13 protein-coding genes are annotated in these 19,893 nt (G+C 47.7%); 5 read left to right on the top strand and 8 right to left on the bottom strand.

The features are described from left to right. The first annotated feature begins 54 nt into the window (after nucleotides 1–54). The 3 genes from BMZ72_RS31410 to BMZ72_RS31400 all read left to right on the top strand — a co-directional run bounded on the left by BMZ72_RS31410 (nucleotide 55) and on the right by BMZ72_RS31400 (nucleotide 6,861). Nucleotides 55–1,002, top strand: coding sequence for a FecR family protein (locus tag BMZ72_RS31410; RefSeq protein WP_143087834.1), 948 nt, complete (start codon nucleotides 55–57; stop codon nucleotides 1,000–1,002). 122 nt (nucleotides 1,003–1,124) lie between these two features. Beyond that, a complete protein-coding gene (locus tag BMZ72_RS31405) occupies nucleotides 1,125–4,331 on the top strand; it encodes a TonB-dependent receptor (RefSeq protein ID WP_177222988.1) in 3,207 nt (1,068 codons plus the stop codon). A 22-nt stretch (nucleotides 4,332–4,353) separates the two neighbouring features. After that, the gene (locus BMZ72_RS31400; RefSeq protein WP_089814601.1) at nucleotides 4,354–6,861 is read left to right on the top strand and encodes a phosphocholine-specific phospholipase C; all 2,508 of its coding nucleotides are present in this window, start codon (nucleotides 4,354–4,356) and stop codon (nucleotides 6,859–6,861) included. A gap of 157 nt (nucleotides 6,862–7,018) precedes the next feature. Here BMZ72_RS31400 and preA read toward each other — a convergent pair whose 3' ends face one another. From preA to BMZ72_RS31365, 7 genes are read right to left on the bottom strand one after another with little or no spacing between them, the layout of a single operon-like run. Then, a complete protein-coding gene (gene preA / locus BMZ72_RS31395) occupies nucleotides 7,019–8,287 on the bottom strand; it encodes an NAD-dependent dihydropyrimidine dehydrogenase subunit PreA (RefSeq protein ID WP_089814599.1) in 1,269 nt (422 codons plus the stop codon). Nucleotides 8,288–8,297: 10 nt separating this feature from the next. Continuing rightward, nucleotides 8,298–9,659, bottom strand: a complete 1,362-nt coding sequence (locus BMZ72_RS31390; RefSeq protein ID WP_089814597.1) for an NAD(P)-dependent oxidoreductase — start codon at nucleotides 9,657–9,659, stop codon at nucleotides 8,298–8,300. Nucleotides 9,660–9,679: 20 nt separating this feature from the next. Next, nucleotides 9,680–10,546: a nitrilase-related carbon-nitrogen hydrolase gene (locus BMZ72_RS31385; protein WP_177222987.1), complete on the bottom strand. Its 867-nt coding sequence runs from the start codon at nucleotides 10,544–10,546 to the stop codon at nucleotides 9,680–9,682. A 40-nt stretch (nucleotides 10,547–10,586) separates the two neighbouring features. Continuing rightward, nucleotides 10,587–11,969, bottom strand: a complete 1,383-nt coding sequence (gene hydA, locus BMZ72_RS31380; protein WP_089814595.1) for a dihydropyrimidinase — start codon at nucleotides 11,967–11,969, stop codon at nucleotides 10,587–10,589. Continuing rightward, nucleotides 11,953–13,476, bottom strand: coding sequence for an NCS1 family nucleobase:cation symporter-1 (locus tag BMZ72_RS31375; RefSeq protein ID WP_089814593.1), 1,524 nt, complete (start codon nucleotides 13,474–13,476; stop codon nucleotides 11,953–11,955). Before BMZ72_RS31375 ends, hydA begins: the two co-directional genes overlap by 17 nt. A gap of 48 nt (nucleotides 13,477–13,524) precedes the next feature. Beyond that, complete coding sequence (locus BMZ72_RS31370; protein ID WP_089814973.1) at nucleotides 13,525–14,877, bottom strand: aminotransferase class III-fold pyridoxal phosphate-dependent enzyme; 1,353 nt, start codon at nucleotides 14,875–14,877, stop codon at nucleotides 13,525–13,527. A gap of 27 nt (nucleotides 14,878–14,904) precedes the next feature. Next, nucleotides 14,905–16,362: a CoA-acylating methylmalonate-semialdehyde dehydrogenase gene (locus BMZ72_RS31365; protein WP_089814591.1), complete on the bottom strand. Its 1,458-nt coding sequence runs from the start codon at nucleotides 16,360–16,362 to the stop codon at nucleotides 14,905–14,907. Nucleotides 16,363–16,502: 140 nt separating this feature from the next. Here BMZ72_RS31365 and BMZ72_RS31360 point away from each other — a divergent pair, with 140 nt between their 5' ends. Continuing rightward, nucleotides 16,503–16,988: an Lrp/AsnC family transcriptional regulator gene (locus BMZ72_RS31360; RefSeq protein ID WP_089814589.1), complete on the top strand. Its 486-nt coding sequence runs from the start codon at nucleotides 16,503–16,505 to the stop codon at nucleotides 16,986–16,988. 84 nt (nucleotides 16,989–17,072) lie between these two features. Here BMZ72_RS31360 and BMZ72_RS31355 read toward each other — a convergent pair whose 3' ends face one another. Next, complete coding sequence (locus BMZ72_RS31355) at nucleotides 17,073–18,146, bottom strand: hypothetical protein (protein ID WP_089814587.1); 1,074 nt, start codon at nucleotides 18,144–18,146, stop codon at nucleotides 17,073–17,075. Between the two features lie 576 nt (nucleotides 18,147–18,722). Between BMZ72_RS31355 and BMZ72_RS31350 the strand changes: the two genes are divergently transcribed. Next, complete coding sequence (locus BMZ72_RS31350) at nucleotides 18,723–19,823, top strand: NADH:flavin oxidoreductase (RefSeq protein WP_089814585.1); 1,101 nt, start codon at nucleotides 18,723–18,725, stop codon at nucleotides 19,821–19,823. Nucleotides 19,824–19,893: the final 70 nt, after the last annotated feature.

Genomic DNA, 19,893 nt, shown 5'->3' with positions numbered 1-19,893 from the left:
GCAGTTAACATTGCGCAGCGGTACTTTCTCTTTTTTGCTGGGTTGAGTTATTATATGGGTGACATAAATAATTCTTCAGACAATCAGGACCAACAGGCGAATGCCTGGTATGACAGTACCAACGATGCACAACCCTTTGATGCATTCGGCAGTACAGAACGCCAACAACAGATCGGTAATGAAATATATGACCGCATCACATCTGCGATCTCCCGTAAACGGCAGCGGACATTTCTGGTGCTGAAGATCGCGGCGGCGCTTGTGGCTGTGATCGCCAATACAATACTGATCGTTCACTATTTTAAAAAACCTGCCATACAGCAGGATAGCTGGGTCAGCATCAATACACTTGCAGGAGAAACAAGAACCATTGTATTGCCTGATAGTAGCACCGTTACCCTGAAAGCAAATTCCTGCATCACCTATTTGAGTGCATTCACAAAAGGCGATGAACGTAATGTTAAACTGGAAGAAGGAGAAGCCTTCTTTGATGTAAAAAAACATGCGCTCCTCCCCTTCACCGTACATGCAAAAGGATTACGCATCAAAGTACTGGGTACTTCCTTTAATATAAGCGCCTATAGCAATCAGCCTGACTTTAAAGTGGAAGTAATGAGTGGTAAGATCCGTGTGGAAAGAGATGATGCATCCGGCACAAAGGTACTGGCAGCAGAAATGACCATTGACCAGCGGCTGACCATGAATAAAAACACCACCAACTATAAAATTGAATCCAGCACATTAGTGGCTGTACCTACACGTAAAGCAACACGCGTCACCAGGTCACTTTCCCTGCAGGAGATCGGACAGGCATTGGGAGACAGGTTCAATCTCTTTGTACAGCTGAATAATCCGGAGAATGATACATCCGTCTACACGGTCGATCTGGAACATGCTTCTCTGGATGAAATACTGAAAACCTTATCTGCCAGAACAGGCTTTAGTTATACCATCGTTAATAAACAACACCTGATTATACAACCTAAAAATGCAGACCAATGAACTAAAAGGGTACAATAAAAAAAGCAAGAGTGTTGACGCACTCCTGCTCCTATGCCAGAGGTAATGAAGCACCTCTCCATTTAATTAACTAAATAATCAAAACTTAATTAAAACATCACAAGATGCATCTTTTTCTGCAAAGAATGATAAAGAATTTTGTCATTCACACAACCTTTATTGCCAGCACATTCCTTCTTCTTTTTGTCCTGACTAATGCCAGCAAGACTTATGCGCAATCCACAGACGCCTCCATCTCCGGTAAAATAACCGGCAAAGACGGCAAGGGACTGTCCGGCGTTTCTGTTACCGTACGTAACGAATCAACCGGTTTCCAGTCCGTTTCCATCACCAACAAAGAGGGTAAATATTCCTTCATCCAGTTACCCCTTGGTAAACCGTATACCGTAAAAGCGGCCTTCGTAGGTTTTGCCACACAGATCAAAAACCAACTGAGCGTCAACCAGGGTGATAACCTGGTCCTCGATTTCACCATGAGCGAATCTGTGAGCAAACTCAAGGAGATCATCATCAATGCAAACACACTGAATAAAAGGATCGACCGCCTGGGTTCCAGTACCGCGATAACGGCACAGAATATCCAGCAGTTGCCTGCACAGAACAGGAACTTCAACAACCTGTCCGCACTGGCGCCTACGACGAATGGCACCAACATCAGCGGACAGCGTGCTTCTTCTACCAACTTCCTGATCGATGGCGCCAGCGCCAGAAACAACCTGACTTCCGGCGCATTGGGTAGCGGTCCTTATTCGCTGTCGCTCGAAGCGATCCGTGAGTTTGAAGTGATCACCAACGTATATGACGTGACCCAGGGCCGTCAGGGCGGTGGCGCTGTAAGCGTAGTAACAAAATCAGGTACCAATACACTGACCGGTAGCGTATTTGACTATTACCGTTCCGACTTCCTGGCTAGTCCTTATGATATCAGGGGTAATAAACGTCAGCAGCAGTTTACGACCAACCAGTATGGATTCAGTCTGGGTGGACCAATCATTAAAGATAAACTGCATTTCTTTGCAGCGCTCGACAGACAGGATGAAAAACAACCGTTCTATATTGCGGATCTGAAAGACGATAATGATGTGATCTCTAACCGTATCAGCAGAGGCGCACTGGATACCCTGCTCAACATCGCCCGTACCAAATATGGTCTGAGTAATAATCCACAGGTAGGAGAATTCCAGCGTAAAACACTGGCAAATACCTTCTTCCTGCGTCTGGACTGGCAGATCAACGCCAAAAACCGTCTGACCATCCGTAATAACTACAGCGACTGGAAAAACCCAAACAGCAACAGCGACAACTCCAATATCAACCTGTTTGAAGTATGGGGTAATTTCAAGTCAAGAGAAAACAGTACCCTGGCCTCATTACGTACACAGTTCACACCTACTTTCCTGAACGAACTGAAAGTACAATACCAGACTGCTACCCGTAACTATTATCCGAACAGCGAACTGCCTTCCGCTAACATCCCACGTGCGATCGTAACAGTCCGTTCCTTCCTGCCAAATGGTACGATGGGTAACACGACCGTACAGCTGGGCGGACAACGTTTCTTCCCGGAAAACAACCTGGAAAACCAGATCCAGCTGGTGAATACATCCTATCTCACCAAGGGTAAATATCGTTTTACCTTCGGTACAGATAACACCCTCACTTACCTGGACACTTATATTTCCAGCGAACAGAACGGCCGTTTCATCTTTAACAGTCTGCAGGAATTTGCTGACATGAACCCTTCCCGTTACGCAAGAGAAGTACCTTTAAAAGGTATCCCTTCCGTACAGCAATGGATCCTGAATGCTTCTCTTTTCGGACAGATGCAGTTTGAACCGGTAAAGAACGTGGAAGCACTCATCGGTTTAAGATGGGACCTGACCAGCTACCTGAGCCAAGCTGATTACAATCCGGCAGTTGACAAGGCTTTCGGTCTGCGTACTGACAGCAAGATCACCGATGCAGGTAAGATCCAACCCCGTGTACAAGTGACCTGGGATATCAAAGGCAACAAGACAGATATCATCCGCTTCGGCGCAGGTATGTTCTCTGCTTATCCTGTGAACTATGCGCAGGTGAACAACATCCAGAACAGTGGTACCATGGTGGCTTCCATTGACGTATCCCGTCCTGCTTCCGGTCCAAGCCTCGTACCGGTACCGGATTTCGTTTCTTACAGAAAAGATCCTTCTACAGCGCCGGGCCTCATCAATGGCGTACCGACAGTATCTACCATCAACCTGAACGATCCTAATCTGAAAATGCCTTCTATTTTCAAAGGTAATGTGAGCTATAACAAGATCTTAGGTGACTGGCTGCGTGTAGGTGTGAACTTCCTCTACTCTCATACCAGCAATAACTACGTATATCTGGATCAGAACCTGGTAGACGAACCTTATTTCCGTCTTGCGAATGAAAATAACAGGGCGGTATTCGTTCCTGCAAATACCATCACCGCAAGTGGTACAACCAATAACGTACTGGGAAGAAAAACACAGGACGTAGGCAGAACACTGATGCTGACCAATGGCGCTAAACTGAGACAGGCTGCTGTGATCGTTGATGCGAGTCTGCGTTACTTCAAAGATGGTTATTTCAACGTGAGCTATACCTGGAATGACGCAAAAGACAACTCTTCCTACAATGGTAACGTGGCGAACACGTCTACTTTCAGAGCAGTAAAATCTGATCCGAGAGACCTGACCGAAATGAACTATTCTGATAACCAGTTCAGACATAAGATCGTACTGTATGGTGCTACACCGAGCATCAAAGGATTTGTATTCGCCGGTACTTTCAGAGGTTTATCCGGCACCCGTTATTCCATGACTGTAGATGCGGATATCAATGGTGACTTCGTAGGTGGTCCTGGTACTGACAATGACCTGGCTTTTGTATTCGATCCTAACAATAAAAACACAGCCCCGGACATTAAAGCTTCTATGGAGAAAGTCCTGAACAATCCGGAGAACCGTGCAAAGAAATATATCACCAATAGCCTGGGTAAAATAGCTGACCGTAACGGTGGATCCAATCCTTTCTCCGGTACTTTTGACGTAAGACTGCAGAAAACTTTCAAAACATTTAAAACACAGGGCTTGACCTTTAGTGTTGATGTGTTTAACTTCGCTAACCTCCTGAATAAAAACTGGGGTGTTAACTACAACCTGGGTGATCAGAGCCTTTTATTCGTATCTGGATTTGATCAGGCTACCAAAGAATACAAATACCGTGTAAACGAGAATGTGGGCGTTACGACAAAGAATGGTACGCCATACCAGGTACAGCTGGGCGCCCGCTATTCATTCTAAGCTAAATCATCATATTGGATATATGGATACCCGCAGAGAATTCTTAAGAAAAGCAGCACTGTTATCAGGCAGTGCTGCTCTTGCCAACGCCATGCCGCCTGCCATTCAGCGTGCATTAGCGATCAACCCTGCTCCCGGCAGTACTTTTTATGACGCGGAGCACGTTGTTTTCCTGATGCAGGAAAACCGTTCCTTTGACCATCTTTTCGGTATGCTGCAGGGTGTACGTGGATTTAACGATCCCCGTGCCATCCGTCTCAGTAACCAGAACAAGGTGTGGCTGCAAACCAACAAGGAAGGACAGACCTATGCGCCTTTCCGGCTGAACACCAAAGACACGAAAGTGCCCTGGATGGGATCCACGCCGCACAACTGGACGGACCAGACGGATGCCCGTAATGACGGCAAATATGACCGCTGGCTGGATGTAAAGAAGACCTCCAATAAAGAATACGTAGCGACCCCGCTTACCATGGGGTATTGCGACCGCTCCGATTTCCCTTTTTATTATTCGCTGGCGGACGCATTCACCGTATGCGACCAGAACTTCTGCTCCAGCATTACCGGTACGCATCCTAACCGTCATTACTGGATGACAGGTACCGTCAGGGAGAAGAATACACCGGAAGGCGTAGCGCATCTCTGGAATGTCAACAACTATGTTACACCGGAACTGGACTGGAAAACTTATCCTGAGCGACTCCAGGAAAATGGAATCTCCTGGAAAGTATACCAGAATGAGCTGACCATGGGGTATGGTCTGAAAGGAGAAGAAAGCGCCTGGCTGAGTAACTTCGGTACCAACGTACTGGAATACTACAAGCAGTTCAATGTTCGTCTGCACCCGGGTAGTATCGCCAACCTGGACCTGAAGAAAGCCAACATCCTGAAAGAGATCGCAGCGCTGGAGAAAGATCCTGCAAATGACAGCAGCGTGAAACTGGCAGCTGCTAAGAAGGTATTGGCGAAGATCGAGGAAGATAAGCTGACCTACACCATGGAAGCTTATAACAACCTGCCGGAAGAAAAGAAACAACTGAACGCAAAGGCTTTCACTGTTAACAGTAAAGATCCTGCTTTCCATGATCTGGCGAGCATGAAGTATGAAGACGCTGGTAACGACAGGGAACTGAATATCCCTAAAGGTGATATCCTCCACCAGTTCAGGGAAGATGTGAAGAATGGTACCCTGCCGACTGTCTCCTGGCTGATGACGCCTGCCAACTTCTCCGACCATCCGGGTGTGCCCTGGTTTGGTCCCTGGTATGTAAATGAGGTGATGGAAATCCTCCTGCAGAATCCGGAAGTATGGAAGAAGACCATTTTCATCCTTACCTATGATGAAAATGACGGCTTTTTTGACCACGTTCCACCTTATGCAGTACCGAACCCTTACAAGGAGAATACAGGTAAAGTATCGCAGGGAATCGACCCTAAAATGGATTTTGTGCTGAAGGATCAGCAGACCAACCCTTCCGCTACGCCTAACCGTATCAGGGAAAGTTCTATTGGTCTGGGTTATCGTGTGCCGATGGTCATTGCGTCTCCATGGTCAAGAGGTGGTTATGTATGTTCTGAACTGTTCGATCATACTTCCTCTCTGCAATTCCTGGAAAACTTCCTGGCGAAGAAATTCAACAAACAGGTAAAAGAAGAGAATATCACACAGTGGAGAAGAACTGTCTGCGGCGATCTGAGTTCTGCATTCAGACCTTATAGCGGCGAGAAGATCGAATCTCCTGAGTTCCTGCACAAACAGGAGTTCCTGGAAAAGATCTACAGTGCGAAATTCAAGGATGCACCTGCTAACTTCAAAGCACTCTCTGCAACCGAAGTCGCACAGATCAATAAAGATCACGCACAGTCCTCCTATTTCCCGCAACAGGAAAAAGGTACCCGTAATGCCTGCGCTGTTCCGTATGAATTGCTGGTGAATGGAGAATATGACAAACGCCAGAACAAATTCGCTGTCAGTTTCCAGGCTGGTAATACGGCCTTTGGCGATAAAGCTGCCGGTGCTCCTTTCATGGTTTATGCGATGAATGCTTATCAGCAGGAAGCACTGCGCACCTGGCAATATGCCACCGCTGCCGGTGATACCCTGAAGGATAGCTGGGATGTATCCGCATTTGAGAATGGCAGGTACCACCTGCGTGTATATGCGCCGAATGGATTCTATCGTGAGTTCGCAGGTGACAGGAACAATCCGCTGATCAAAATAGACAGCAGCTACGAAAAAGGTAAGAAAGGTACTGCTGCATTGAGTGGTAACATCGTTGTTACGATCACCAACAATGATAGCCGTGCACATGCCATCGAGATCAGGGATAACAGTTACAAAAACACCACAGTTAAAAGGACGATCGCTCCGCAGGAAACAACGAAAGTGATCCTCAACTTAGCGAAGAGCCATCAGTGGTATGATTATACAGTGAGTGTACCCGGCACGCTGCTGGCAGAGAGTTTTGCAGGGCACGTGGAGACGGGTAAGGTGAGTGTGACGGACCCGCTGATGGGAAGAACGGTTTAAATCAGGAATTATCAATTAGGAATTAGGAATTGGTTATAAGATGCAGCTGCTGCATTTATTGCGTTTCGCTATTAAGCTTTGTAAATAGAAATGAAGAAAATTTAGTGAGATAAAGCTCGCCAATTCCTAATTCCTAATTACCTAATTCCTAATTGGATCAGTGGTCATTCAATGGCATCCCTCTTTTCTGGAATTCCTTCCAGTTCACATAGTCTTCTCCCTTCCGCTGTTCTACCATTGTGATACAATTATCTACGGGGCATACCAGTTTACACAGATTACAGCCCACACACTCTTCCTCTTTGATCGAATAGGTATTGTAAGGATTACCATATGACAGGTTAATGGCCTGATGCGACCCATCTTCGCAGCTGATATAGCACAATCCGCAGTGAATGCATTTATCCTGGTTGATATTGGCGACGATATGATAATTGATATCCAGTTCTTCCCAGCTGGTCAGCGTTGGTACGGAACGTCCGATAAAGTCATCGATGGTGCGGAAGCCTTTTTCGTCCATCCAGTTATTGAGGCCATCACAGAGATCTTCAATGATGCGAAAACCGTAGCGCATAGCGGCAGTGCAGACCTGTACAGTAGTAGCGCCCAGTAACATAAACTCTGCGGCATCTTTCCAGGTACTGATACCACCGATACCGGAGATGGGTACGCGGGAAGTAACAGGGTCCTGGCTGATGGTGGTCAGCATCTTAAGCGCAATCGGTTTTACGGCCGGACCACAATAACCGCCAAAAGTGGATTGTCCGCCGACATTGGGATTGGGTACGAACGTATCGAGGTTGACACCGGTAACAGACTGAATGGTATTGATGAGTGACAATGCATGGGAACCGGCTAATACAGATGCCCTTCCGGTAGGAACGACGGAATGTACATTCGGCGTCAGTTTGGTGATCACAGGTATTTTAGCGACTTCCATCACCCACTCTACTACGCGACCAGCTATCTCAGGGTCTTGTCCGACGGCCGCCCCCATTCCTCTTTCAGTCATCCCATGGGGACATCCAAAGTTCAGTTCGAGTCCGTGTGCACCGGCATCTTCTACCTTTTTGATCAGCTCATGCCAGCTTTCCCGGTTGTTGTCTGCCATCAGGGATACAATCATAGCACGGTCCGGGAATAGACGCACACATTCCGCGATTTCTTTCAGGTTGATATCCAGCGGGCGGTCACTGATGAGTTCAATGTTATTGAAACCCATCACACGACTGCCGTTATAATCGACAGAAGAATAACGGGAAGAAACATTCTTCACCTGACTGCCCAGTGTTTTCCAGACCACCCCTCCCCATCCGGCCTCAAAAGCCCTGAGCACATTGATCTTTTTATCCGTTGGAGGAGCACTCGCCAGCCAGTAAGGATTTGGCGATCTGATACCCAGAAAATTGGCTGATATGTCTGCCATAGGAAAAAGTTTAAAGGCTGTTGCCGGCTTGTCCGCCGTCCAGCAGGTACTGTAAAATTGCTTTTGCGCCATCCTTTCCTGCCTGTACGGCGTCTACTACTTCTTTGCCCCCATTGACACAATCGCCACCGGCAAATACACCGGTGATATTGCTGATACTATTCGCAGTTACACTGATCTTTCCGTTGCTGTGATGCAGCTGATAGTCGTGTACCAGTTGCTCGTAAGGCATTTGTCCGGCAGCCTTGATGACCATATCCACCGGCAGTACCATTTTCTCATCGGTGATCACGGGTTGTCTGCGACCATTTGCGTCTTCTTCCAGTTTGACCATGTGACAAACCAGCTGTGTCACCTGACCATTTTCTCCCAGTATTTCAGTAGGCGCTGCTAACCAGACGATCTTACAACCATCCAGTAATGCGATATTCATTTCTGTTTCGGTACAGGGCATTTCCTGTTGGGTTCTTCTGTAGACCAGTGTTACTTCTTTCGCCCCCAGGCGTTTGGCCTGTGTGGCGGCATCGATCGCTGTCATTCCCATACCGATCACCGCTACCTGGTCACCTACCGGCACCGTAGGATAATCGTTGTTACGGATATCATAGATGAAGCTGATGGCATCTACAACGCCTGTTAATTGCTCGCCGGGAATGTATAACTGACGGGCGAGTCCGACGCCAAAAGCGAGATATACCGCATCGTATTGTTGTTGCAGTTCCTCCAACGTGATCTCCTTTCCCAGTGCTTTGCCATACTGGATATTGATACCACCCAGTGAGGTGATAAAATCCACTTCATCGCAACAAAACTCAGGCGTGACTTTATAGGCAGCGATACCATAGGTCATCAGTCCGCCGCCTTTTGCTTCTTTTTCAAAGACGGTCACATCAACTCCTTCCCGGGAAAGTACATGTGCGCAACTCAATCCGGCAGGCCCTGCACCAACCACCGCTACCTTTTTCCCGATAGCGGCTTTCCGTTCAAAGAGCTGCCATTTCTCCTCAATCGCCTTTTCGGTGGCGTAACGTTGGAGCCGTGCAATGGGGATTGCTTCTTCCTCCATGAGGTTGTAGACACAGGCGCCTTCACAGAGTTTTTCTACCGGACAGACCTTTGCGCATCCGCCTCCCATGATATTAGAGGAAAGGATGGTATACGCAGCGCCCCGGAGATTATCTGTAGTGATCTGTTTGATGAATTTGGGGACATTGATCCCCGTGGGACAACTTTTCGTACAGGGCGCATCATAACAAAAGAGGCAGCGGTTGGCGTCTACCATTGCTGCGTCCCTTGTTTCAAACGGGGGATGTATATCGCTGAAATGCTGTTTATATTCCTCAGCAGTCAATCTGTTATTACGTACTGCCATATAGGTGATTTAAATGAAACTTATAACTCCGTCAGTTTGCCATAGGTTTCCGGACGGCGGTCTCTGAAGAACTGCCACACATTCCTGACCTCGTCTATCATATCCAGATCGAAGGAGGCGATCAATAGTTCGTCTTTATCTTCGGAGGCGCTGGCGAATATTTGTCCGCGGGGATCTACGAAATACGATGAACCATAGAACTTACCAATATTCCAGGGCTTCTCTTCTCCTACTCTGTTGATACAGCCCATGAAATAACCATTGGCAGCTGCATGGGCTGGTTGTTCCAGTTTCCATAAATACTGTGACAGGCCTGCTACTGTTGCCGATGGATTATACACGATCTCAGCGCCGTTCAGTCCGAGTATACGTGCACCATCCGGGAAGTGACGGTCATAACAGATGTAGACACCGACCTTCGCATATCTTGTCTGAAAAACAGGATATCCCAGGTTACCTGGTTTAAAGAAGAATTTCTCCCAGAAGCCGGAAGTATGTGGAATATGATTCTTTCTGTATTTACCCAGGTAAGTACCATCTGCATCGATCACAGCGGCGGTATTGTATAGTACACCTGCCTGTTCTTTTTCATAGATCGGTACGATGATCACCATGTTGTATTTCTTTGCATAGACAGCCATCCTTTCTGTGGTAGGCCCCGGTACTGTTTCAGCAGAAGCATACCATTTGGCATCCTGTCCCGGACAGAAATAAGGCGTGTCAAAAATTTCCTGTAAACAAAGGATCTGCACACCTTTTTCGCCTGCTTCTTCTATCAGGGGAATGTGTTTCTGAATCATGGCTTCCTTTATTTCTTCAATCGTGCCTTCGCCTTCTGTTTTGGGTAAACTCATCTGAATCAATCCTGATTTAATGATACGCGACATGGGGATCTGTTTTAGGGTAATGAATGGTCAGTTGTAAGGATCATATTTTCCCGCTGACCTTATTGCGTTTTATAAATTGTCCATATCCTTTGGGGACGAGGCATTCGCCTTTATCAACAGCGACCTTTCCTCTGAGCAGCACGGTTTTCACCCTGCCTGTGAGCGGCCAGCCTTCGTAAGCAGAATAATCTACGTTCATATGATGTGTAGCCGCTGAGATAGTATGTTGTTCCTTTGGATCGAAGAGAATAATATCGGCATCACTGCCGATGGCGATCGTTCCTTTTTTGGGGAACATGCCAAAGATCTTCGCCGGATTAGTACAGGCCACCTCAACATATTTATTGAGGCTGATCCTGTTTTTATTGACACCTTCGCTGAAGAGCAGTTCCATTCTATTTTCAATAGCGGGATGGCCGTTGGGGATCTTTGCAAAGTTGTCTTTGCCCATTAGTTTCTGTTCCCACATAAACGGACAATGGTCTGTCGCTACAATGTTGACAAGGCCCTGATTAATCCCTGCCCAGAGCGTTTCCTGGTCTTTCGCTTCGCGCAATGGCGGACTCATGACCCACTTAGCGCTTTCAAAGCCCTGGTCATATTTTGAGGCATCCAGGAGCAGGTACTGGATGCAGGTCTCTACATATACTTTCTGGTTTCTGCGGGTCGCATTGCGTACAGCGTTGAGCGCCCCTTCGCAGGTCATGTGTACGATGTAACCAGGACAGCCTGTATAATTAGCAAGATCGGTAAAACGGGCGGAGGCCTCGGCTTCGGTCACTTCCGGCTGAGACAGATAATGATACAGCGGAGACGTCTTTCCTTCTGCTACGTGTTTCGCCACCAGGTAATCGATCACATCGCCGTTGGTAGCATGGACAGTGACCATGCCTCCCTGTTGCCGTACTTCCTGCATCAGATCTGTCATCTGGCGGTCGTCGATCATCAGGGCGCCTTTATAAGCCATAAAGGTTTTGAAGGAAGTGATGCCTTCCTGTTCCACCATGGTTTTTATTTCCGCTTTGGTATCCGGATTGAAATCAGTGACTGCCATGTGAAAGCTATAGTCACCTACAGCTGTTCCGGACGCTCTGCTATTCCATTCATCCAAAGCTTCCCGCAGGGAATGTCCCTGTTTCTGTAACACGAAGTCGATGACGGTGGTCGTACCGCCATGCAGGGCGGCGCGTGTGCCTGTTTCATGCGTATCACTGGAAAAGGTGCCCATGAAGGGCATATCCAGGTGGACGTGCGGGTCGATGCCACCCGGCATCACAAGCAGACCGCTGGCATCGATGATCTCAGCGTCATGGGCAGGCAGATCTTTTCCGATGGCAACGATCTTTTCTCCCTGCACCAGTATATCCGCCTGATAATCATCTGTAGCGGTGATAACCCTTCCGTTTTTAATCAGCAGTGACATAATTGACTCCCTGTTTATTGGTTCCGGTAGTGGTAATGATACTATAAGAACGCATGATGAGGTAATAGCTGATGCCTGATACAAAGAAACCTACAAACCATGCGTAGCTGTATAATTGTGTGATCCAGGCCGGTACGGCGTCCGGTGGAATGACCTTAATGGTGGTCAGAAAACCGGGGATATTGGGTACGATGCCTAATACCAGGGCCAGCATGGCGTAGCGGTTAAAGCCGTTGGTGAAACTGTATTGTCCTTTCGGGTCGTACAATGCTGCCACCTGCAGCTGTTGTTTTCTCACCAGGTAATAATCGGCGATCATAATGCCCCCTACGGGTCCCAGTAAGCTGGAATAACCCACCAGCCAGGTAAAGATGTATCCGGTAGGATCAGCGACCAGTTTCCAGGGGAAGATCAGGATACCGATGATACCGGTGATATAACCTCCTGTACGGAAGTTGATCTTTTGCGGAGCGAGGTTAGCGAAGTCATTCGCCGGACTGATAATATTCGCAGCGATGTTGGTGGCCAGGGTGGAGATAGCTACCGCTATCATAGCGATGCTTACGAGTATTTTATTTTCAAACTTACCTGCCAGTACGACCGGATCCCAGATAGTGGTACCATATACGATGGTGGTGGCTGAGGTTACGACTACACCGATAAAAGAGAACAGGGTCATGGAAGGAGGTAATCCCAAAGCCTGTCCTTTGATCTGTGCACGCTGATTAACAGCATATCGGGTGAAGTCCGGGATATTAAGGGACAGTGTTGCCCAGAAGCCGACCATACCTGTCAGTCCGGGTACAAAGAATGCCCAGAAAGCGGCGTCTGAGGAAAAGCGGGATGGTTGTGTCAGAATAGGGCCTAATCCGCCTTCTACAGCGTTAATTGCCCAAAATAGCAATGCCAGTACAGCTACCGGCAGAAAAATGGCTTTAAAGACCAGTAATTTGCGGATACTGTCGATACCCAGGTATACGATATACATGTTCAATAGCCAGAAGAGCAGGAAACAAATGGCGGGGCCGGAGGCGAGTCCGAAGGAAGCAGGAAATACGGCCGGCAATGTTGCCAGACCAGGTATCCATAACTGCAGCATCTGATACAGGGCGAAACCACCGATCCAGGTCTGAATACCAAACCATCCGCAGGCTACGATGGCACGTAACATGGCGGGGATATTGGCCCCTTGTGTACCAAAACTTGCCCTGGCAAATACCGGGAAAGGAATACCGTATTTGGCACCGGCGTGTCCATTTAATATCATCGGGATCAATACAACGGTATTACCGGCAAAGATGGTGAGGATGGCCTGCCACCAGTTCATACCACCTTCGATAAGTGAACTGGCCAGCATATAGGTAGGGATACAGAGGCTCATGCTGATCCATAGACTGGCATAGTTCCAGGTATTCCAGGTCCTTGCGGACGGCGGCACCGGGGCTAAGTCCTCGCTATAGAGTGCAGAGCGGGATACATTTTGGCTGATGTCTTCGTGGTCTGTCATGTATGTCAGATTACAGGTATTTATGAGATCGGCGTTGGCCGGATGTTATCAGGTCACATATTCATCTGCAATAGACAGTGCATCATCTATCATGGCCAGTCCTTCGTCCACCTGTGTTCTGGTAATGCTCAGCGGCGGTGCGATGAATACATAATTCCAGCGCACAAAGGCGTACATACCCAGTTGTTTCAGTCGTGCGGCGACCCTGTTCATAACCGCCATTTCTTCCGGTTTGGCGTTGAAAGGCACCATTGGTTCTTTTGTCTCGCGGTTCTTTACCAGTTCGATACACCCTAAGAGTCCGGTATTACGGAAGTCACCGATACAGGGGTGATGCAGTTTCATGGCTTCTACTTCTCTTTCGATATACAGGCCCATATCGGCGGCATTTTCTATCAGGTGTTCATCTTCATAGATCTTCAGCACTTCCACACCAGCTGCGCAGGCAACGGGATGAGCGGAATAGGTCAATCCCAGCCAGAGTGTTTTATCATCGAAATGCGCGGCTATTGTATCACTAACGATCAAAGCGCCCAAAGGTATATATCCGGCGGTAATTCCTTTTGCGGTAGCGATCATATCGGGTACCACGTTGTGCAGTTCGCAGGCAAACCATTTACCTGTTCTGCCGAATCCGCTCATGACCTCATCCATGATCAGCAAGATGCCATATTTATCACAGATCGCACGGATTTTTTGCAGATAGTCAGGCGGATACTTAATACAACCCGAAGAACCACTTTCCCCTTCCATCAGGATAGCAGCTACATTTTCCGGTCCTTCGAACTGGATGACCCTTTCTACGTGGCTGACACACTCGCGGTTGCAGGAAGTGATCTCTTTTCCGAAGGGGCAGCGATAGCAGTATGGGTCTTCCACATGCACAAAGTTAGGCGTCTGTTGCGAATCATGCGGCAGTTTACGCGGATCCCCTCCGGCGGTCATGGCTGCGTAGGAGGCCCCGTGAAAGGCACGATAGCGGGCGATGATCTTATGTCTGCCGGTATATAGTCTGGCCAGCTTGACAGCATTCTCTATCGCGCTGGCGCCGCATACGGTAAACAATGTCTTTTGCAGATTGCCAGGTGTGATCTCAGCGAGTTTACGTCCCAGCTGACCACGCGCTTCTGTTACACATCCCGGCGTAACGTAGCTGACTTCCTGCATCTGTTTCATAACGGCCGCAGTCACCCGTGGGTGACCGTGGCCGATGTTAACGTTGATCAGGCCTGATGAAAAGTCCAGATAACGTTTATCATCATAGTCATAGAGATATACCCCGGCAGCGTATTTCACCGCGATGGGGCTGATACCTTTCTGTTTGCTCCACGAGAATAATGTATAATCCAGATTATCCTGGATGATCTCCTGGGCATGTGATAATGTCTTTGCTTCCGGCATAACAGCCATTTTTTGTAGTCAATAATGTTAACTCATCCAGTTAACGCCTTCTTCAGGGTTCCATTTGGTCGTACTTTTCTTCAACCTGGTCCAGAATTCTATGGAGCTTTTTCCGGTGATATCACCAACGCCGAACTTACTTTCATTCCATCCGCCAAAAGAGAAGGGTTCGCGGGGAACGGGCACACCTACATTTACGCCGATCATGCCGGCGCTGGCCCTTTCAGCGATATAGCGGGCCATGCCTCCGTTCTGTGTAAAAACGGAAGCCGCATTGCCGTAGGGGTTGGCATTTTCAATGCGGAGCGCTTCATCTACGGTTTCGGTGCGCATGATACTAATAACAGGCCCGAAGATCTCTTCGCGGGCAACCGCCATATCAGCGGTTACATAATCGATCACTGTAGGGCCGACATAGGTACCGTTTTCTTTACCTGCTACCTGTACATTCCGACCGTCCACAAGAATACGTGCGCCCTGTGCTTCGGCTTCAGTAATATATTTTTCGATCCTTTCCTTTGATTCTTTACTGATGACAGCGCCCAGGTTTTGTCCGGGTACGATCTTTCTGGCCTCTTCGCATACGAGATCAACGATATGATCCACGGCTCCGACCCCGATCATGGCAGATGCTGCCATACAACGTTGTCCGGCGCAACCGCTCATAGAAGCGGCGACATTCTGCGCTGTCATACCTGGTTTTGCATCCGGTAATACCAGTAAGTGATTCTTGGCACCGCCTAATGCGAGACAACGTTTCAGGTGTTGTGTTGCCCGCTGATATACTATTTTGGCAATCTTTGTGGAGCCCACAAAAGAGACGGCTTCTATATCCGGATGATCGCAGATGGCGTTGACAATTTCACTGTCGCCATTGACGATATTGAGTACCCCATTCGGGAGACCTGCTTCTTTCAGTAAACGGGCGATGATCCCCAGACTGAGCGGTACTTTTTCCGATGGTTTCATGATCAGGCAATTACCCAGGGCGATAGCATTGGGGATGGTCCAGTTAGGCACCATCGCAGGAAAATTAAAGGGTACGATAGAGGCGACTATCCCCAGTGGCACATGCGAGGTACGGCATTCGACGCCGGCGCTTACTTCCAGGATTTCCCCGGCGATCAGCTGCGGTAAGGAGGTGGCGAATTCTGTCAGTTCGATACATTTCTCTACCTCTGCGATCGCCTCACCCATGGTCTTCCCGTTTTCTTCACTGACCAGTGCGGCCAATCCCTGCAGGTGTTGTTCCAGCAGGTATTTATAGCGAAAGAAGACCTGTACTCTTTCTTTGATGGGCGTTTTACTCCAGCCCGGGAATGCTGCTTTTGCGGCCTGTACGGCTTCATCCAGATCGGCTGCGGTGGAGCATGGCATTTCAGCTAACAAGGAGCCGTCTGTTGGTGATATGACAGGCAGTGTCCGTTGAGATGATACTTCTTTAAAACTTCCATTAACAAAGTTCCTGACCCGTTCGTACTTCATATGCTTTGGGGAGTTTGGGTTATGGGTGCATTATTTTATACGATACCCTTAATTTACTGAAAAATCTGTACATTTAGTATGTATTTTCTAACATTTCTGCAAGTAGCCCTTTTAACTCCTCACCTATATATTTAAGAGAAATGGGAAAAACTAAATCAGCCTACAAAACGCCCCTTGACGACCTGGATTTCTCTATTCTGACTTACCTGCAACAGGATGGCAGGATCTCCTTTACAGTCATTGCTGAAAAGCTGCACGTATCCATTGGAACGATCCGTACCCGTTTTAACCGGCTGATTGAAGAAGGGACTATTAATATTGTGGGCAGGGTTGATCCGGATAAGGTAGGCTTTCGTTCTTATGCACATATTGCGGTCTATGTAAGACCGGCTACGTTAAAAGATGCGGTGGCGCAACAGATTGCCGTTATGCCGGAAGTGAGTTTTCTGGCAATGACCTCCGGGGCTTACGACCTCGAAGTAAATGTGATGTGCAGGGATAATGATCACCTGCTGGAATTTGTGAACGAGTTGTCCAAACTGGAGGGAGTGTATCAGACGAAGACGACACTTTATTTTAAGGTATATAAGTATGCGCAGCCAGATTTGGGGCTGTTGAAAAATTAAAAATTATCAATTAAGAATTAAGAATTGTAATGCAGCGGAGATTGCGTAATCATTCGCTGCATTGCAATTCTTAATTCTTAATTTTTAATTCTTAATTAAAGTCTCCATAGCGTCCGCCCCTACAGGGGTCAGCTGGATACTGATATCCATTTCTTCTGTAACATCTGCAATGTGATTGGCTAATGTGATCTGTGGCTGGGAATCGCCGTTGTTGGCGAACATCAATCCGATGATCCTGCTTTCTTTATCGACGATCACGGCACCTGAGTCTCCCTTTTCGGAGAAATGATGTGTAGGATCGACCGGCTGGATGGCGATCTGGCCCCTGAAGGTATGTTCTTTGCCTTCTATCGGGAAAGTGGTAGCCGGATAATTGATATCTACGACCCTGCCTTCAGTACGTCCGGAGACTTCTCCTACCTTAAAAACGATCTGACCTGCGAGTGCCACGCCCATGCCGACGATACCATTATATCTGGGCATACCGTCAATACTTAGTCCGTTGATCTCATTTTCAGCTGACCGACTGATAGCAGTATCATCTACTTCTGCGATAGCGGCATCTACCCTTTCATTGATGATACCTTTTACGATCCGGCCGATGGCATTCTTATCATCTGTGGGATGGAATGGCAGTTCTTTGTCAGACATTTCGGGAATGACTCCCGGTGCGGGCTGATAGACCATATCTCCTGGTTTCGCGGAATTAGCCATCAGTACATGACAATTGCTCAATAGTACCGGTTTGCCGTCCTTGTTTCTACGGGCCAGGCAGCCCAGGGTACCATGTGCGACTTCCGTACCGAAGTTTTCTTCATCGCGGACGATGATCCGGTTGGTAACCTGGATGCCGCCTTTAACAGGACGGTACTTATTTTCATCCAGACAGGCCCGGAAGCCGTGAACGATGTTCACGTCCGTAGGAATGCCATTGATCTCGGAAGGCAGTACTTCGTGTGCATGCAATTCGCTGTGGTCTTTCTTTTCTTCCACATAGATCCGGATGCAGAGCTGATCTGTGACGCGGCCGCCGGTTTCTTTCAAACCAATGCTGACGTGGTGTACACCGGGGATCTTCAGTAACAGTTCTTCTATTCCGTTCTTCAGCAGGTCCCGGATCAATTCGTTTTCCCGATGCAGTTCTTCTGTTGATTTCATGCTAAGCGTTTTTAAGGGTGCTGAAAATACCGAGTTCTTTGCGTAATAACGCAATCTGTCCGGTAAGATTGTTCACGCAATTGTAACAACTGCGTATGCGCGTGCGCGTGACGCGTAACGGGGGATGAGGAGGGATTCATCTGAATGTGATTTTTTGGGGTGTTAACTGTTTCCGTCTGAGGACTTTTTTAATGTTGTTCTGGGGCTTGTTATCCTCTATACCAAACTACAATTTTTTTGCTATAAATCAAAGTTTAAACTCACATTCAATAAAGCCCTTATGTAGCTGGCTGTTCAGGGTCATTTCTTCGCATTATCCCCTTATTACACCGCTATTACACCGTATGTTCTTCGCCTGGAAGCGGACAAATAACGGCGTAATAGCGGTATAATGGCGTTTTAATGGTACAAATCAGCCCTGAGAGCGAATAAACACTGGGGTTTCGGGGAGAAAAAACCATTTTTCCCGGGCTTTGGAACGGTCAGGAAGAGGTAAAATATTATTGGCATTTCGGAATTCTCCGATATCTTTGCATCAGAGATCCGTAGACAACGTAAACAAAAACGTAGACAAACATGAGTAATCTGAGCTTATTTAAGCCATTCAGCCTTAAGTCGCTGAACATAAAAAACAGAATCGTAATGGCCCCTATGACGCGGTCATTTTCACCAAACGGCGTACCGGGAGACGATGTGGCCGCATATTATCAGCGTCGTGCTGCAGGAGAAGTGGGATTGATCTTATCTGAAGGAACGGTGATCAACCGTCCGGCGTCTTCCGCTGATCCAAACATCCCTCGTTTTCACGGTGACATTTCCCTGGGTGGCTGGCAGAAAGTGATCAATGGGGTACATGCTGCCGGTGGTGCAATGGGTCCTCAGATCTGGCACCAGGGTATCATGGATAACCATCATTCCGGCTGGACCCCGCTGACACCTTTTGAAGGTCCTTCAGGTCTGAACAGGCCAGAAAACACCAATGGTCATGCGATGTCAGAAAAAGACATTGCTGATACTATTAAAGCTTTTGGCGATGCAGCAGCTGATGCCAAAAGACTGGGATTTGATACGGTTGAGATACATGGTGCGCATAACTATCTGATCGATCAGTTCTTTTCTGCAAACACCAATCATCGTACAGATAAATATGGTGGTAAATCACTGGCAGCGCGTACCCGTTTTGCGGTGGAAGTAATTAAAGAAGTGCGTCAGCGTGTGGGTGAAGATTTTCCGCTGATCATCCGTCTTTCCCAGTGGAAACCGTATGAATATAATGGTAAAATGGCGAATACGCCGGAAGAGCTGGAAGCATGGCTGCAACCAATGGCAGAAGCAGGTATTGATATCTTCCATTGTTCACAGCGTCGTTTCTGGGAACCTGAGTTTGAAGGGTCTGATCTGAACTTTGCCGGTTGGGCGAAAAAAGTGACAGGCAAGGCTACTATTACGGTTGGTTCTGTAGGATTGAATGGCGAGTTCCTGGCGGCTTTCAAAGGTGAGAGCTCTGAACCTAGTTCGCTGGAAGAACTGTTGCGCAGATTCGACAGAGGTGATTTTGACCTGGTGGCTGTTGGCAGACCACTGCTGGCGGATTCCGAGTGGGTGAAAAAAATCAGAGATGAGAGAACTGGTGAACTGAAGGGTTTCTCCAAAGAAGCATTAGCTCAATTGTTATAGTTGTATATTTGTTGTTAAGTAAGGCGCTGCGGGAAACTGCAGCGCCTTTATTGTTTCCTCATATATTATT

This window comes from Chitinophaga sp. YR627 (assembly GCF_900114995.1).
Lineage (GTDB): Bacteria > Bacteroidota > Bacteroidia > Chitinophagales > Chitinophagaceae > Chitinophaga.
The sequence above is the reverse complement of the archived record's forward strand: the minus strand, read 5'-3'. Positions and strand labels throughout refer to the sequence as shown.

Coding starts and splice junctions, on each gene's coding strand:
- BMZ72_RS31410 (WP_143087834.1), top strand. CDS start 55: ATGGGTGACATAAATAATTCTTCAGACAATCAGGACCAACAGGCGAAT.
- BMZ72_RS31365 (WP_089814591.1), bottom strand. CDS start 16,362: ATGAAGTACGAACGGGTCAGGAACTTTGTTAATGGAAGTTTTAAAGAA.
- BMZ72_RS31375 (WP_089814593.1), bottom strand. CDS start 13,476: ATGACAGACCACGAAGACATCAGCCAAAATGTATCCCGCTCTGCACTC.
- BMZ72_RS31355 (WP_089814587.1), bottom strand. CDS start 18,146: ATGAAATCAACAGAAGAACTGCATCGGGAAAACGAATTGATCCGGGAC.
- BMZ72_RS31405 (WP_177222988.1), top strand. CDS start 1,125: ATGCATCTTTTTCTGCAAAGAATGATAAAGAATTTTGTCATTCACACA.
- BMZ72_RS31370 (WP_089814973.1), bottom strand. CDS start 14,877: ATGCCGGAAGCAAAGACATTATCACATGCCCAGGAGATCATCCAGGAT.
- BMZ72_RS31360 (WP_089814589.1), top strand. CDS start 16,503: ATGGGAAAAACTAAATCAGCCTACAAAACGCCCCTTGACGACCTGGAT.
- BMZ72_RS31385 (WP_177222987.1), bottom strand. CDS start 10,546: ATGTCGCGTATCATTAAATCAGGATTGATTCAGATGAGTTTACCCAAA.
- preA (WP_089814599.1), bottom strand. CDS start 8,287: ATGGCAGACATATCAGCCAATTTTCTGGGTATCAGATCGCCAAATCCT.
- BMZ72_RS31400 (WP_089814601.1), top strand. CDS start 4,354: ATGGATACCCGCAGAGAATTCTTAAGAAAAGCAGCACTGTTATCAGGC.
- BMZ72_RS31350 (WP_089814585.1), top strand. CDS start 18,723: ATGAGTAATCTGAGCTTATTTAAGCCATTCAGCCTTAAGTCGCTGAAC.
- BMZ72_RS31390 (WP_089814597.1), bottom strand. CDS start 9,659: ATGGCAGTACGTAATAACAGATTGACTGCTGAGGAATATAAACAGCAT.
- hydA (WP_089814595.1), bottom strand. CDS start 11,969: ATGTCACTGCTGATTAAAAACGGAAGGGTTATCACCGCTACAGATGAT.